This window comes from Streptomyces cadmiisoli (genome assembly GCF_003261055.1).
GTDB lineage: Bacteria > Actinomycetota > Actinomycetes > Streptomycetales > Streptomycetaceae > Streptomyces > Streptomyces cadmiisoli.
This window is the reverse complement of record NZ_CP030073.1, coordinates 4,482,846-4,498,237: the sequence shown is the minus strand read 5'-3', so window position 1 is coordinate 4,498,237 and position 15,392 is coordinate 4,482,846. Positions and strand designations below refer to the sequence as shown.

The 15,392-nt window shown below is 73.6% G+C and carries 11 protein-coding genes; 5 read left to right on the top strand and 6 right to left on the bottom strand.

From position 1 onward, the window contains the following. Positions 1-62 precede the first annotated feature (62 nt). Positions 63-1,778 (bottom strand): methionine--tRNA ligase, encoded by a 1,716-nt coding sequence (gene metG / locus DN051_RS19330; protein WP_112439163.1) that lies wholly within the window; start codon positions 1,776-1,778, stop codon positions 63-65. Positions 1,779-1,994: 216 nt separating this feature from the next. Continuing rightward, entirely contained in the window at positions 1,995-3,824 is a 1,830-nt protein-coding gene (locus tag DN051_RS19325; RefSeq protein ID WP_112439162.1) for a VWA domain-containing protein, read from the bottom strand. Between the two features lie 281 nt (positions 3,825-4,105). Between DN051_RS19325 and DN051_RS19320 the strand changes: the two genes are divergently transcribed. Further along, positions 4,106-6,172, top strand: coding sequence for a PhoX family protein (locus DN051_RS19320; protein WP_112439161.1), 2,067 nt, complete (start codon positions 4,106-4,108; stop codon positions 6,170-6,172). Positions 6,173-6,202: 30 nt separating this feature from the next. Here the strand turns inward: DN051_RS19320 and DN051_RS19315 are convergent, their stop codons facing one another. After that, positions 6,203-8,146, bottom strand: coding sequence for an FUSC family protein (locus DN051_RS19315; RefSeq protein ID WP_053760698.1), 1,944 nt, complete (start codon positions 8,144-8,146; stop codon positions 6,203-6,205). A 92-nt stretch (positions 8,147-8,238) separates the two neighbouring features. Next, complete coding sequence (locus tag DN051_RS19310) at positions 8,239-9,021, bottom strand: alpha/beta fold hydrolase (protein WP_053760699.1); 783 nt, start codon at positions 9,019-9,021, stop codon at positions 8,239-8,241. An 86-nt stretch (positions 9,022-9,107) separates the two neighbouring features. Between DN051_RS19310 and DN051_RS19305 the strand changes: the two genes are divergently transcribed. Further along, positions 9,108-10,430, top strand: a complete 1,323-nt coding sequence (locus tag DN051_RS19305; RefSeq protein ID WP_112439160.1) for an aminotransferase-like domain-containing protein — start codon at positions 9,108-9,110, stop codon at positions 10,428-10,430. Here the strand turns inward: DN051_RS19305 and DN051_RS19300 are convergent. Continuing rightward, positions 10,336-11,319, bottom strand: coding sequence for a hypothetical protein (locus DN051_RS19300; RefSeq protein ID WP_234388888.1), 984 nt, complete (start codon positions 11,317-11,319; stop codon positions 10,336-10,338). The genes DN051_RS19305 and DN051_RS19300 overlap by 95 nt on opposite strands. Before the next feature lie 336 nt (positions 11,320-11,655). Then, complete coding sequence (locus tag DN051_RS19295; protein ID WP_053760702.1) at positions 11,656-12,096, bottom strand: hypothetical protein; 441 nt, start codon at positions 12,094-12,096, stop codon at positions 11,656-11,658. A 132-nt stretch (positions 12,097-12,228) separates the two neighbouring features. On the opposite strand from DN051_RS19295, the gene DN051_RS19290 reads away from it, so the two are divergent. The 3 genes from DN051_RS19290 to DN051_RS19280 all read left to right on the top strand — a co-directional run bounded on the left by DN051_RS19290 (position 12,229) and on the right by DN051_RS19280 (position 15,389). Then, complete coding sequence (locus DN051_RS19290) at positions 12,229-13,428, top strand: PP2C family protein-serine/threonine phosphatase (protein WP_053760707.1); 1,200 nt, start codon at positions 12,229-12,231, stop codon at positions 13,426-13,428. Between the two features lie 461 nt (positions 13,429-13,889). Beyond that, on the top strand, positions 13,890-14,951 hold the full coding sequence (locus DN051_RS19285) for a hypothetical protein (protein WP_053756661.1): 1,062 nt from the start codon (positions 13,890-13,892) through the stop codon (positions 14,949-14,951). 96 nt (positions 14,952-15,047) lie between these two features. Continuing rightward, positions 15,048-15,389, top strand: coding sequence for a hypothetical protein (locus tag DN051_RS19280; protein WP_234388621.1), 342 nt, complete (start codon positions 15,048-15,050; stop codon positions 15,387-15,389). Positions 15,390-15,392 lie beyond the last annotated feature (3 nt).

The window sequence follows — 15,392 nt, the reverse complement described above, 5'->3', positions numbered from 1 at the left end:
AAACGCGGGGCCCGGTGACGTCGCTACGACGTCACCGGGCCCCACTCGTCTACGGCCGCTCGTTACGCCGCCTCGCCGCCGAAGCGCTCCTTGTACGCCTCCAGGTCGTCCTCCGTGAGCTTGGCGAAGAGGACCGGCGGGACGGTGAAGGGGGTGCCGGCCGGGACGCCGGTCAGGGCCTTCGCCTCGTCCGCCGAGACCCAGGCGGCCGTGTCGTCGGCCAGCGAGAACGCCTGCCGCATGGCCTTCGAGGTCGTCGGGATGAAGGGCTCGGAGACCACCGCGTACAGGTGGATGAGGTTCATCGCCGTGCGCAGTGTGAGGGCCGCGCCGTCCTTGTCGGTCTTGATCTCCAGCCAGGGGGCCTTCTCCTCCAGGTAGGAGTTGCCGGCCGACCACAGGGCGCGCAGCGCGGCGGCCGCCTTGCGGAACTGGAGCGCCTCCATCTGCTGCTCGTACTCGGCGAGCAGCCGGGCGATCTCCTCACCCAGCCGGGTCTCCGCCTCGCCGGGCGAGCCGCCGGCCGGGACCTCCTCGCCGAAGCGCTTCTTGGAGAACGACAGGACGCGGTTGACGAAGTTGCCGAGGGTGTCGGCGAGGTCCTTGTTCACCGTCGCCGTGAAGTGCTCCCAGGTGAAGGACGAGTCGTCCGACTCCGGGGCGTTGGCGATCAGGAAGTAGCGCCAGTAGTCGGCGGGCAGGACGGCGAGCGCCTGGTCGGTGAAGACGCCCCGCTTCTGCGAGGTGGAGAACTTGCCGCCGTAGTACGTCAGCCAGTTGAAGGCCTTGACGTAGTCGACCTTCTTCCACGGCTCGCGCACGCCCAGCTCGGTGGCCGGGAACATCACCGTGTGGAACGGGACGTTGTCCTTGGCCATGAACTCGGTGTACCGGACGGTGTCGTCCGCCTCGTACCACCACGACTTCCAGTCGCGGTTCTCCGGGTCCTGGTCCGACCACTCCTTCGTCGCGCCGATGTACTCGATCGGGGCGTCGAACCAGACGTAGAAGACCTTGCCCTCCGCCGCCAGGTCCGGCCAGGTGTCGGCCGGGACCGGGACGCCCCAGTCCAGGTCGCGGGTGATCGCACGGTCGTGCAGGCCCTCGTTCAGCCACTTGCGGGCGATGGAGGAGGCCAGCTGCGGCCAGTCCTCCTCGTGCCGCGAGACCCACTCCTCGACCTCGTGCTGGAGCTTGGACTGGAGGAGGAAGAGGTGCTTGGTCTCGCGGACCTCCAGGTCCGTGGAGCCGGAGATCGCCGAACGGGGGTTGATCAGGTCCGTCGGGTCCAGGACCCGGGTGCAGTTCTCGCACTGGTCGCCGCGGGCCTTGTCGTAGCCGCAGTGGGGGCAGGTGCCCTCGACGTAGCGGTCCGGCAGGAAGCGGCCGTCGGCCGGACTGTACACCTGGCGGATCGCGCGCTCCTCGATGAAGCCGTTCTCGTTCAGCTTGCGGGCGAAGTGCTGGGTGATCTCGCGGTTCTCCGGGGAGGAGCTGCGGCCGAAGTAGTCGAAGGCGAGGGCGAAGCCGTCGTAGACCGCCTTCTGGGCGTCGTGCGCCTGGGCGCAGAACTCGTCCACGGGCAGGCCCCGCTCCTTGGCGGCCAGCTCGGCGGGGGTGCCGTGCTCGTCCGTGGCGCAGATGTACAGGACGTCGTGGCCGCGCTGGCGGAGGTAGCGGGCGTACACATCGGCCGGGAGCATGGACCCCACCATGTTGCCCAGGTGCTTGATCCCGTTGATGTACGGAAGGGCGCTGGTGATGAGGTGTCGAGCCATCGCGGGCTGCTCCCAAGTCGCTACGCGGGGTGACGACCGCCGGTTTTCGGGGCGTATGGGGTCGTCTTCGAACCTTGAAATCGTAGCCGACACGGGTAGGCCGCCCGCTTCCCGTTTTAAGGGGTGGGAAGCGGGCGGCCGGGTGGAGCGGGGTGCGGTGCGGTGCGGTGCCCTGCGGGGCTTGTGGGGCTCGCAGGGCTTGCGGGGCCGTGAGGGCTACGGGCGCCAGTGGGCGAGGACGCCCTCGTAGAGCTCCGTGTCGGTGAGCTCCTTCGGGGCGGGGCCCGCGTGGAAGAAGGACGCGTTGTCGGTCTTCAGCTTGCGGAGGTAGTCGAAGGCCTTGTTGTCGTGCTCGCCGAACGCGACGAAGGAGAAGAACACGTTGGGGTGGTTCTTCGCGGCGTCGGTGAGGGACTGGGTGGCGGGGGTCTTCGCGTCCGGCGCGCCGTCGGTCTGGAAGACCACCAGTGCGGGGGTGCCGGGGTCCGACTTCTCGTGGTGCGCGATCACCGCCTCCACGGCCGCGTGGTAGCTGGTGCGGCCCATGCGGCCCAGGGAGGCGTGCAGGTCGTCGATCTTCGTCTCGTGGTCGGTGAGGGTGAGGTCGGCGGTGCCGTCCACCTCGGTGGAGAAGAACACGACGTGGACGGTGGGCTCGGGGGCGAGGTGCGCGGCGAGGGCGAGGGTCTGGTCGCCGAGGGCCTGTGCGGAGCCGTCCTTGTAGTACGGGCGCATCGAGGCGGAGCGGTCCAGGACGAGGTAGACCTTCGCGGTGGTGCCGGTGAGGGTGTGGATGTCGAGGGTCTTGGCGGCGGCGGTGTAGGCGGTGCGGAGCGCTGCCGCGGGGAGCGGGGTGTCTTCCGCCGGGTTCGCTTCTGCGGGGTTCGCTTCTGCGGGGTTCGCTTCTGCGGGGTTCGCTTCTGCGGGGTTCGCTTCTGCGGGGTTCGCTTCCGCGGGGTTGGTTTCTGCCTGTGCGGCAGCGGGGGTGGGCACCCGGCCTTCGGCCGGGTCTTCGTTCCCACCCGCACCACCCGTGCGGGTTTCGTTGTCGGGTGCGGGTGGCCCCTGCGGGGTGTCCTCGCCGCCGGCGGCCGCGGGTTCCGCGGCGGCCGGCTCCACGGTCGTGGCCGGATTCGGCTCCTCGGCCGCTTCGTGCTCCTGGACCGCTTCGTGCTCCTCGGCCGCTTCCGGCTCGGGCCGCGGGGCGGCCTCGGTGTCGGCGGTGGGCTGCTGAGGCGCTGCCTCGGGCTCGGGCTCGGCGTCCGCCGTGGCGGTGTCCGCGGGGGTGTCCGTCGCGGTGGCGGCCTGCGGCTCCGGTGTCGGCTCGGAGGCGGCTTCGGATGCCTCGTCCTGCGACTCCGGCTGGGTCTCGGGCTCCGGCTCGGGCGTCTTGTCCTGCGATTCCGGCTGGGTCTCGGGCTCCGGCGCCGTGTCGGGGACCTCGTCCTTCGACGTCAGTTCAGGCTCCGGCTCCGGCGTCGCTTCGGGCGTCTCGTCCTTCGATGCCGGCTCGGTCTCGGGCTCCGGTTCGGCGGCGGGCTCGGGCGCGGGCTCGTGCTCTGCGGACGGTTCCGGGGCCGACTCCGCCTGCGCGGCGGGCTCCGCTTCCGGAGTGGGTTCCGGCTCCTCCGTCGGCTTCTGGGCCGTCGTCGGTTCGGGGGCCGTGGGGGTCTCTTCCGGGGCGGGCTCCGGCTTCGGCTCCGCCTGCGCGGTGGGCTCGGTGGGCGCCGGGGTCTTGGCCGGGAGGTTGTCCTCCGCCGGCGGGGCCGGGTTCGGGACCGAGATGTTGTCGAAGGCCGCCGAGACCAGTTCGTGCTCCTGGCGCGGCTCCGGGAGATGCGGCGTGGGAGTCGGCTCCGGGGACGGGGAGGGGAGCGTCACCGCCTCCGCCCGCGGCTCGGCGGGAGCCTGCTCCGGGGCCGGACGAGCGGGTGTCTGCTCCTCCGCCGTCGGCTGCGTGGGTACCTGCTCCGCACCCTCTGCCTCGGTGGTCCGCGCCTTGCGCGAGCGGCCGAATGCGTTCCGCAGGAGAGTGAGAATGCCCATGTGCGCAACCCTTCGCGTGAGTTGATGCCCGTCAATCCCTGGCCAGGACGGACACGTAAGGTTAGCGGTCCCGGATAGGGATCTTGGGGAGGGGCGAGGGGATGCGCACCCTCGCCGTCAAGGTCCGCATCCGGACTTCCCGAGCCGGGACCGTACCCCGTGCCACAACTTCCCTACGGCCACCCCGGGTTCACGTCACGTTCATTCGGCCGCCCCGCTCCCGCACAAACGTCCTCATACCGTCCGTCAGGCTGGATACAAGGGGAAGCAAGGGGATCAAGGTGCGCAATCTGCTGCCGATCATCAGAACCAATGACTCACACCCTGGCGGCCGGTCCGCCATGACCTGCCGTTTCCGCTGTGGTGACGCCTGCTTCCACGAGGTGCCGAACACCACCGCCAACCCGTACGTCGGCGACGTCATCGCCGGCGCCCTCAGCCGCCGCTCCGTGATGCGGGCCGCGGCCGTGGTCACCGCGACCGCCGCGGCCGGCACGGCGCTCTCCGTCGCCGCCGCCCCGCAGGCCGAGGCCGCGCCCGCCGCCGGCCGGCACAAGCCGGGCTCGAAGGGTGCCCGCGGTCTGCGCTTCGAGCCGGTCGCCCCGAACACGAACGACGTCGTGACCATTCCCGAGGGCTACGCCCAGGATGTCGTCATCCGCTGGGGCGAGCCCATCCTGCGCGGTGCGCCGGCCTTCGACCCGGAGAAGCAGACGGCCAAGGCGCAGGCCGGCCAGTTCGGGTACAACAACGACTTCATCGCGCTGCTCCCGCTGCCGGGCGAGCACAACCGCCAGATCCTCGTCGCCAACCACGAGTACACCGACGAGGTGCTCATGTTCCGCGGCTACGACGCCGCCAACCCGACCCGCGAGCAGGTCGAGATCGCCTGGGCGGCGCACGGCCTGTCCGCCGTCGTCGTCGAGGGGGAGCACCGCACCGGCCGGCTCACGCCCGTGTCGCGGCACCCCCTGAACCGCCGTGTCACCGCCACCACCGAGTTCCGGCTCACCGGTCCCGCCGCGGGTTCCGACCTGCTGAAGACCTCCGCGGACCCGACCGGCAGGAAGGTGCTCGGCACGCTCAACAACTGCGCCGGCGGCACCACCCCGTGGGGCACCACGCTGCACGGCGAGGAGAACTTCAACCAGTACTTCGCCAACGCGAGCCGTGACACCGACAAGCGCTACGGCATCGGCACCGGCGCCACCGAGCGCAAGTGGGAGCGTTTCGACAAGCGCTTCGACGTCGCGCAGGAGCCCAACGAGGTGCACCGCCACGGCTACGTCGTCGAGCTCGACCCGTACGACCCGGACTCCACGCCGCGCAAGCACACCGCGCTGGGCCGCTTCAAGCACGAGGGCGCGACCGTGCGCCTGACGGACGACGGCCGCCCGGTCGTCTACTCCGGTGACGACGAGCGCTTCGACTACTTCTACAAGTTCGTCGGCAGCAAGCGGATGAAGAAGGGTTCGAGCCGGGCGGTGCGGGAGCACAACCTGTCGCTGCTCGACGAGGGCACGCTGTACGTCGCCAAGCTGACCGGTGACTCCCCGGCCATCGAGATCGACGGCACCGGCAAGCTGCCGAAGGACGGCGAGTTCGACGGCTCCGGCGAGTGGATCCCGCTGGCCACCGCCACCTCGCGCGGCGCCGTCAGCCACGTCGAGGGCATGACGGCCGACGAGGTGTTCGTCTTCACGCGGCTCGCCGGCGACAAGGTGGGCGCGACGAAGATGGACCGTCCCGAGGACATCGAGCCCAACCCGCACACCGGCAAGGTGTACGTCGCCCTCACCAACAACACGAACCGCGGTGTCGGTGCGAACGCCAAGGCGGACGAGGCCAACCCGCGCAACGCCAACAAGCACGGGCACATCCTGGAGCTGACCGAGCGCTGGAACCGCGCCGAGAGCACCCGGTTCGCCTGGACGCTGTTCCTGGTCGCCGGCGACCCCGAGGACCCGGCCACCTACTTCGCCGGGTTCCCGAAGGACGACGTCAGCCCGATCTCCTGCCCGGACAACGTGGCCTTCGACAACCACGGCAACCTGTGGATCTCCACCGACGGCGCCCAGCTGGGTTCGCACGACGGACTCTTCGGTGTGGCCACCCGCGGTGACCGGCGGGGTGAGCTGAAGCAGTTCCTGACCGTGCCGATCGGCGCGGAGACCTGCGGTCCGCTGGTCCAGGACCGGCGTGTGCTGGTGGCCGTGCAGCACCCGGGCGAGATCAGCGGCGCGACCGTGGAGAAGCCGGCGAGCACGTGGCCCGACGGTCCGGGCCGGATCGTGCGGCCCGCCGTGGTGGCCGTGTGGCGCAAGGACGGCAGCGACATCGGCGTCTGAGCCGACGCGGCGGTCCCGGCCGCGGCACGGTCAGCGCGGTGACGCGATGGCCCGGGCCGCGGCCACCTCCTGGCGGAGGGGTTCCAGCACACTGCCGGAAGGGCCCGTGAGGTCGCTGCGCACCGGTACCAGCACCTCGGCCTCGCGGACGCCCTCGGACAGCTCCCGCAGTTGCAGGGCGACCTGATCGATCTCCGCCTCCGACGGCGGCGCGGCTCCGTGCCCGACACGGACCCGGGCCGCCGTCGTCGCGTCCACGATGCGTTCCACCGCGACGACCAGCGGCCACCAGGCCGCGGCCCGGCGGCCGGTGGGCGGCGGCTCGGTCAGGGCCCGCTGGAACTCCGTACGGATGCCGGACAGGTCGCGGTAGAGGCGGCGGCGCATCCGGGCGTGGGCCACGGGGTCGGTGGTGTCCCCGAACGCGGCCTCCACGTAGCGGGCGGTGTCGGCGACCGCGTCGGCCAGCCGGTCGCCCACCCGGACGTGCCAGCTCTCCGGCCAGAGCAGGTAGCCGGCCACGATAGCGATGGCGCACCCCATGAGGGAGTCCAGCAGACGGGGCAGGAGCAGGGCCGTGCCCGCCCGGTTGAGGACGTCGGACAGGAGCAGGATCACCGGTGTGATGGCGGCCGTCTGGTAGCCGTAGCCGCGCGGGGTGAGGGCCGGGATCAGCGGGGCCAGTACGAGCAGGACCGGGATGTCCGCCCAGCCCCGCGGCACCTCGGCGAGCACCGCCGCCGCGACGACCAGTCCGGCGACCGTGCCGAGCGCGCGCAGCAGGGCCCGGGAGAACACGGACCCGAAGTCCGGCTTGAGGACGAAGGTGATGGTCAGGGCGACCCAGTAGGAGCGCGGGACCGGGGCGATCGAGACCAGGACCTGCGCGAGTCCGATGCACAGGGCGAGGCGCAGGCCGTAGCGCCAGGAGCCGGCGGACAGCAGGACGCCGCGGGCGGCGCGGGCGGCGCGGATGCGGAAGGCGGCGGGGCGGCCGAGGTGGTCGGCGACGCCGCGCGGGTCGATGTCCGGGGCCGTCACGACCTCGGCGGCGTAGCGCAGCGCGTGGTCGACGGCGCGGCCGGTCTCGGTGGTCGGCAGCGGCAGGCGCAGGTCCACCGGTGTCGTGGAGTCCGCCTCCACGGCGTCGGCCAGGCGCCGCACCGCCCCGGGCACCTCCGGCGGCAGCGGCCGGCCGTTCAGGCGGACGGTGGGGGCGGCCTCGACGAGCGGGGTGACGGCGTTCAGCCGGGCGATCAGCCGGGTCAGGTCGGGGCTGCGGCCGTGGCTGCGGGCGCGGTGGGTCAGGACGAGGTCGTAGGACTGGTTGAGGGCCTGGGTGGCGGCGTGCCGGGCGTCGTCGTAGGCCACCTCCGAGTCGCTGCCGCAGACGGCGAGGAGGTCCGCGACGGCCCGGTAGGCGTCCGCGACCGCCGTCCGTTCCGGGACCCGGGAGCGCAGCGGCCAGGACAACAGGGCGAGGAAGAGGACGAGCAGTCCGCCGCCGGTCATCAGCAGCGGTGCCAGCCACCACGCGCCGGGGATCGGCAGCCCCGCCCCGATCACCGTGTTGAGCAGCAGGAGCAGCCCGGAGACGGAGGCCACCGCGCCGATCGTCGAGATCATCCCGGAGACGAGGGCGACGCCGGTGACGGTGGCGACGGCGATCCAGCCGTGGCCGTACACCAGGCAGCCGAGCGTGATGCCGACGGCGCCGAAGAACTGCGGTACGGCGATGTTGAGGATCCGCATGCGGTAGGCGTCCGCGGTGTCGCCGATGACGCCGGACAGCGCGCCCATGGAGGCGAGCGCGCCGTACTCGGGGCGTCCGGCCACGAGCCCGACGGCCAGCGGCAGGGTCATCGCGACGGCGGCGCGGACCATGGCGGGCTGGTTGACGGGCGCCTTCTGGGGTTGGAGGTTCCGGACCAGCCAGTCGGGGGGCGTGAGGCCGACGGGGAACTCGCGGGGCATGGCCCATTATGGTCACGGCCGGTCATTTCCGCTGGTGAAGCGAGTGGCGGCGGGCGGGTGCCGCCGACCTCGTGCCGTGGGGGGCGCGGCCGCTACGCGTCGACGCGGGTCAGGAACGCGGCGAGAGCGGCGTTGAACCGGTCCGGGCGCTCCAGGTTGGGCAGGTGGGCCGCGGAGTCGATCACCTGGAGGGTGGCGTCGGGGAGGGCGGCGTGCAGCGCGCGGGCGTCGGAGACCGGGGTGTACTCGTCGTCGGCGCCGACGACCACCAGCGCCGGGACCGCGACCCGGGTCAGCAGATCGCGGTAGTCGGGGCGCTCGGCGCGACCGCGCAGGGCCGCCGCCGCCCCTTCGGGCGAGGTGGCGGTCATCATGCGGTGCACATGCGCCGCGACCTCGGCGGAAGCGGAGGGGCCGACCATCTTTCCCAGGACCTCGTCGGCGTAGCCGCGCATGCCCTCGCGCAGGAGGCGGTCCGCCATGGTGTTGCGGGCGCGTCTGCCGTCCGGGGTCTCGGCCGCCGCGAAGGTGTCCGCCAGCACCAGGCCCCGGATCCGATCCGGGCCCCACTGGCGGTAGCACTCCATGGCGATCTGGCCGCCCATCGACAGGCCGGCCAGGACGCAGGAGGGCACCGCCAGCTCGTCCAGCAGTTCGGCGATGTCCCGGGCGAACCGCGACAGGAGCGTGACGCCGGGCGTCACCGGTGAGGCGCCGTAGCCGCGCAGATCGGGGGCGACGACCCGGCGGTCCGGGGCGAACGCCTCGATCTGCGGGGCCCACATGGTGCGGTCGAAGGGGTGGCCGTGGACGAGGACGAGCGGTAGCCGTGAGGAATGGGGGCCTTTGTCCTCGTATGCAAGGAAGGGTGCCATGCGCTCGACCCTAGGCCGCCCCAACTCCTCGGTGCAATAAGATCTTTGCCCTCGGTGCAATCCGGGGCAGCGGACAGGAGGCGCGCGTGGACACCGACTATCTGGCCCTGGCCGACCGCATCGCCGACGACATCGCGGCCGGACGGCTGCGCCCCGGACAACGGCTGCCCCCGCAGCGGGCGTTCGCGCGACGGCGCGGCATCGCCCCGTCCACCGCGGGACGGGTGTACGGCGAACTCGTCCGCCGGGGACTGGTGGTGGGCGAGGTCGGACGCGGCACCTTCGTCCGGGCCGCCCCGCCGGTCAGCGGCGGCCGGGCCCTCGCCGAGCCCGTCACCGGGCCGCCCGTCAACCTGGAACTCAACTACCCGTCCGTTCCCGGCCAGGCCGCGCTCCTCGCGCCCGTCCTCGCCCCGCTGCTGCGCCCCGACGTCCTGGCCGAGGCACTGCGTCCGGCAGCCGCCACCGGCACCGCCCCCGCCCGCGCCGCGGCCGCCGCCCTCCTGGACTGCCCCGACCCCGCGCGGCTGCTGTTCACGGGCAACGCCCGCCAGGCGATCTGCGCCGCGCTCGCCTCCCTGGTCCGGCCCGGCGGCCGGGTCGGTGTCGAGGAGCTGACCTATCCGCTCGTCAAGGAGATCGCCGCGCGGCTCGCCCTCACGCTCGTGCCGCTCGCCACCGACGAGGACGGGCTGCGCCCGGACGCCCTGGCCGCCGCCCACCGCGCCGCTCCCCTGTCCGCCCTGTACGTCCAGCCCACCCTGCACAACCCGACGTCGCTCACCATGAGCGAGGACCGCGGGCGCCTTCTCGCCGACACCGCCGCCGACCTGGGGATACCGGTCGTCGAGGACCGCATCTGGGCGTTTCTGCGCCCCGGGACCTCGCTGGCCGTCCACGCGCCCCACCTCAGCCATGTCGTCGACGGCCTCTCCAAGCGGGTCGCCCCCGGACTGACCGTGGGCTTCCTCGCCGTGCCGCCGCACCGCGTCGAGGCGGTGGCCGACGCCGTCCGCGGCGGCGGATGGGGCGCGAGCCGGTTCGCGCTGGAGGCGGCGGTGCGGTGGATCGAGGACGGGACCGTCGAGCGACTGGTCACCGCGAAGCGCGCGGACGCCGGACGGCGCCAGCGGCTCGTCCGCCGGCACCTGCGCGACTTCACCGTACGCACCGACCCGCACGCCTATCACGCCTGGTGGGAGCTGCCCCGGCCGTGGCGGGCCGACACCTTCACCGCGGCCGCCGCGGCGCACGGCGTCGCCGTCACACCCGGTCCCGCGTTCGCCGTCGACGCGAGCCGCACCCCGGACGCCGTCAGGCTCGGACTCGCGTCGGTCCCTGAGGCCGAGTTGGATCGTGCTCTGAAGACCCTCGCCGACGTCGCCCGCCAGGGCCGTAGCGGCCGGTGAGCCAGGCCGCGCCCGCCACCGTCAGGCCCAGCGCGAGCAGCACCCACGACGCGGTGCGCAGGGTCGCGGTGAGCGCGTCGTAGACCGCGCCCGCGGCCGGCCGTGAGACCCCGGCGGGCAGGTCGGTCAGGGTGAGACGGCGACCGATCGCGACGGCCAGGCCCAGCAGCGCGCCCCCGAGCGCCGTGCCGAGCGCGGTCGCGGTGACCGCGCGCCGCCGGCAGGTCGCCAGGGCGATACCGGCGACGGCGAACACCAGCGACGCGACCGGCAGCCAGACTGCGGCCACTTCCAGCACGTGGTACCCCTTTCGGAGCCGGTCCAGGTCCCGGGCCGGCAGAACGGCGACCTCGGTGTGCCGGACCGGGATGTGTCGGGCCAACGGCATGTTGTCGATCGTCAGTTGGCGCTTCACCCGGGTCGTCACCGGCGCCAGGTCCACGGTGACCGCGCCGCCCCGGTCCTCGCGCAGCGCGCGCAGCACGGCGGCGTGCGTGACCCGGTTCGCCGCGTCCCAGCCGACCCGGAAGGCCTCGGTCTCGGTGAACGAGCGCACCGCGTCCTGCACGAACGGCCCCATGGCGCCCTGCCGCCGGCTCAGCCCGGCCTCGCGCAGCACCTCGTCCCCGACGGTGTCCGCGACCGCGTCCCGCACCGCCGGATCGGCGGCCAGCGGCGCCATCGTGCGGACGTAGCGGCCGGTGTCCGCCAGCCCGTACGCCGCCCACACCGACAGCGCCGCGAACGGCAGCAGCACACAGGACAGCGCGATCAGCGCCGCCGACAGGGAGTTGCGGAGGCGGACGGAGCGGGAGGAGCGGGACGCCACCCGTTCAGCCAACGGCCTGGGCGGTGGCGGGGCGAGCGGGGTGACGGCAAGCGGGTGCATGCGTCGAGCCGAAGGGGTGGTCGCGGACCCGGGCCCGGTGGCGGTCCCCGGGTCGGCGCCCTCCGGTGGAGGGTTGACCCGATCGGGTGTTTCCTGGAGTCGTGGCCGCGGGCGTTCGGCCCGTCGTCGACCGGACCTCGCCGCGCGGCCCCACGGGCTCCGGCTCCCCGGCCCCGATGCCGTGCGGAGCGGAGCACGTCCGGATCCTCACCGGGCGACCGGGGCCGGTTACCCGTCGTCCGGTGGGTGGAGGGATGAGGGAAGGCGTGGACCCCGGCGGGAGAGCCGGGGTCCACGCGTTGTCCCGGGCCGCGCGCCGGGCCCGCCAGCCGTCCGTCAGGAGATCCGGTGGCCCTCGGCGTCCTCGTGCGTGTAGTAGCGGTAGAACAGGATGACGAAGAAGGTCGCGGCGACCGCGAGCGACATCACCACCGACCGCAGGATGCTCGCGCCGGTCAGGCTGTACATGAAGCCGAACGCGATCCCGGCGAAGGACGACCACACCACCGCGTGCACCTCGCGCCGCATGTGCGGGGCCACTTGGAGCAGGCCGAAGAACACGGCGGCGAACACGGCCGCTGAGACGAATCCGAGGAGCAGGTTCCAGCCGGTGATGGGTCCGCCGCTGCGCTCGTTCGCCGCGGCCCAGTAGCCGTAGACGAGCCCGAGCCCGACGGGCACCGCCCATCTGCCGATCGCGTGGGCGCGCTCGCTGAGGATGTCGGGCGTACGGGTGGCGACGGCCGTCCGGCCGGGCGCTGGTGCCGCGTGAGCCATGACAGCACTCCTCTCGTCCCTGCTCTGCCTTGCCCCCGGCTTCCAGGGCACACCCCGGCCCGGCCGGTGGCAAGTCGGCCGGGGCGGGGGGAAGAGATGCGGGGCGACCTGGGCCGTGTTTCGCTGGGGCGCATGGAGCCCGTGAGCGGTGCCGGCGACGGCAGACGGCGGCTCCTCGACCGGTATGCCCGCGCCGGGCGCGCGGACGCGTTCGGCGAGCGGTGGCCGCTGCGGGTGCGAGGCCGCAGCGTCGCCTGGGTCGCTCCGCTGCTGCTGCTCGCCGGGATCGTGGTGCTCGACGCCTACACCGGCGCAGACTTCCGGATCATCTCGTGGATCGTGCTGGTGCCCGGTATCGCCGCCGCGATCTGCGGGGTCTGGGGCACGGTGCTGTACGGGGTGCTGGCCCTGGTGACGTACCTCGTCGCGGACAGCTACTTCCCCGACGCGTACCGGGCCGGGATGCCCGACTTCGTCCTGGTCGCGATCGGCGGTGTGCTCGCCGTGCTGGCGTGTCTGGTGCGGCTGCGCGCGCAGGCGCACCATCTGCGGATGCGGGACATCGCCGAGACCACCGGCCGGACCGTGCTGCGTCCGCTGCCCACGGGGTGGGGCGGGCTCGAACACGCGGCGGTGTACCTCCCCGCGGAGAGCGACGCGCGCATCGGGGGCGACTTCTACGACATCCAGCCGGGACTGCACGGCACCCGGGTCCTGGTCGGTGACGTGCAGGGCAAGGGGCTGGGGGCGGTGGAGACGGCCGCGGTGCTGCTGTGCGCGTTCCGGGAGGCCGGGTACCACGAGGGGGAACTGTCGACGGTCGCCGAGCGCCTGGAGGTGCGGATGGGGCGCCACCGCCGGCACATGGCCGATCTGGGGCGGACGCCGGAACCGCGGTTCGCCACGGCCGTACTGCTGGGGTTCCCGGACGACGCCCGCGACGTGGTGGACGTCGTGAACTTCGGGCACGAGCCGCCGTTGGTCGCCGGGCCGTGCGGGGTACGGAGGCTGCCGCTGGGCGACGGGCTGCCGTTGGGGCTCGCGGAGCTCGCGAGCGCGGCGACACCGGGTGGGCCGCCGCTGCCGACGCTGCGGCGATTTCCGCTGGCCCAGGGGGAGACGCTGCTGCTGACCACGGACGGTGTGACGGAGGCCCGGGACGGCACGGGCTGCTTCTATCCGCTGGCGGCGGAGGTGACCCGGGTGCTGGCCGCGGACGAGCGGGCCGCACGGCCGCGCAAGCTGGTGGCGCTCGTCCGGGAGGGCGTGCTGCGCCACTGCGGCGGCCACCTCGCCGACGACACGACGGTGTTCGCGGTACGCAGACTGTGATCGGGGCGCGGGGCGCGGGGCGCGGGGAGCGGCGGGGCGGGGAGCGGCGGGGCGGGTGGGGGGTCCGTGTGATGCGCGGGCGGCGGGGGCGCCGGGTGGTGGTCCACAGGCTGTGGGCGGTGTGGGGTCGTGGGTGGCGTGGGGTTGTGCGCGGTGCCGCGGTGCGCGGTTGCGGGTGGCTCGGGCTTCGGGCGGTCCACAGGCTGTGGGCGCCGCGCGGGGTCCCGGGCGGTGCGTGGGCTTTGAGTGGTGACCGGGCCGTGGGGGCGCGCTGACTCCCGGGCGGTGCGCGGACTCCCGGGCGGTGCGCGGGCCTCGGACGGTGCGTGGGCCACGCGTCGTGCGCAGGCTGTGGGCGGTGTGCAGGGTCTGGGTGGCACCGCGCCTGCCGGGCCGTTCGGCCGCCCCTGGACGCACGGCGTGGCATACCGTGCTGTCCAGGTGATCGACTGGGAGGGATCATGCCGGGGACCGTGTTGCTGGTGGCCGGCGCGCCCGTGGGCAAGGGGCGGCTGGTGGACGCGGCGGCCGTGCTTCCGGTGCTCGCCGCCGTGGCGCCCGCCGTACTGGCGGGCACACCGACCGCGAACGTCGTCGAACTCGCCGATCCGCTGGAGCCGCAGGCCGTCCTCACCCGGTTGCGGGCGGCCGCGGCGGCGCCCGGACCGCTGACCGTGTACGTGGCCGGCCAGATCCAGCTGGACCGGCGCCAGCGGCTGCCGCATCTCGCGCTCGCGCGGACGACACCCGCCACCGTGCGGTACACGGCGTTCCCCTGGCACTGGTTCCGCGAGGAACTGCGGCTGCGGCCACCCGGGGCGACCACCCTCTTCCTCGACCTGCACGCGGACGCCGAGAGCTGGCCGCTGCTGCGCTCCGCGCCGCTGGACTGCGGCCGCGAGAGCGCCGTCTTCGGCCGTATCGCACCACCGCCCGGCCGGCGTTCGACGGCCGGACCCTCCTATCTGAAGGCCGTCGCGACGATCCTGCGCAGCGGCCATCGGCCGCCGCTGGAGCAACTGCACCAGCAGGCACTGGGCCGCCTCACCGAGGAGGACCCCGGGCTCGTGCTCGCCGCGCGGGCGCCGGCCGTGAGCGATCCGCACGCCGCCGTCTCCGCGGCGGTCCGGGCCGGCCGGCACGGCGACGCCGACGGCCTGGCCGCACGCTGGGAGCAGGCGGCCGTACGGGCGCACGGCGCGGGCTCCGAGGAGGCGCTGCACTGGGCGGAGGTGCGGGCGGACCTGGCGATGCTGGCGGGCGACGCGGCCCGCAGCTGCCGTACCTGGCTCGCGGTGGCCGCCGCGCGGCTGGCCGCCGGGCAGGCCGAGGACGCGCCCGGCGTGGAGGCGGCCGTGGACCGCGCCCACCACCAGTGGGGCGAGATCCGCGACGCGGCGCGGGCCCGTGAACTCGGCGCGGAACTCGCGCGGTTGCGCGGCCGGGTGCCGGGCCGGCGGGCCGGCGCCCTGGACCACGTCGAGCGGCAGCTGCGGGCGCTGGAGCCCCAGACGCAGTTCTGAGCCTTCGTCCCGCGAGGCGCGCGGAAGCCTCGTCCGGCCCCTCCCCAGTCCACAACACCGGTGCCATGATGGTGAGTTATGGCTGAGGGGGATGGAGTGGCCAACCGAGTCGTCCGGGTCCGCCTGGACGAGACCGCGACGGAGAAGGACGTCGGCGCGCTGCGCAGATGGCTCGAACGCGAGCAGCGGCTGGACGAGATGGTGCGGGCGGGTGAGCTCCGCATCCACGAACGGCGCCGCACGGACGGGTCCGGTGCCCCGATGGGCGTCGGCATGGAGATCATCGTGGCGATGATCGGAGGGTCCGCGTCGGTCGCCCTGAACCATCTGGTGGTGCAGGTGACGAAGGCGGTCGAGGCCTGGCGGGTCAATCGCCGCGAGGTGGAGGACGGCGATCCGCCCGAGGGCAGCGTCGATCCCGTCGACCTCGACGGGTAGGCC

What these genes read in the sequence shown, in the direction of transcription:
- DN051_RS19325 (WP_112439162.1), bottom strand. Translation starts at nt 3,824, where the DNA reads ATGGGCATTCTCACTCTCCTGCGGAACGCATTCGGCCGCTCGCGCAAG.
- DN051_RS19290 (WP_053760707.1), top strand. Translation starts at nt 12,229, where the DNA reads ATGGAGCCCGTGAGCGGTGCCGGCGACGGCAGACGGCGGCTCCTCGAC.
- metG (WP_112439163.1), bottom strand. Translation starts at nt 1,778, where the DNA reads ATGGCTCGACACCTCATCACCAGCGCCCTTCCGTACATCAACGGGATC.
- DN051_RS19295 (WP_053760702.1), bottom strand. Translation starts at nt 12,096, where the DNA reads ATGGCTCACGCGGCACCAGCGCCCGGCCGGACGGCCGTCGCCACCCGT.
- DN051_RS19300 (WP_234388888.1), bottom strand. Translation starts at nt 11,319, where the DNA reads ATGCACCCGCTTGCCGTCACCCCGCTCGCCCCGCCACCGCCCAGGCCG.
- DN051_RS19315 (WP_053760698.1), bottom strand. Translation starts at nt 8,146, where the DNA reads ATGCCCCGCGAGTTCCCCGTCGGCCTCACGCCCCCCGACTGGCTGGTC.
- DN051_RS19310 (WP_053760699.1), bottom strand. Translation starts at nt 9,021, where the DNA reads ATGGCACCCTTCCTTGCATACGAGGACAAAGGCCCCCATTCCTCACGG.
- DN051_RS19285 (WP_053756661.1), top strand. Translation starts at nt 13,890, where the DNA reads ATGCCGGGGACCGTGTTGCTGGTGGCCGGCGCGCCCGTGGGCAAGGGG.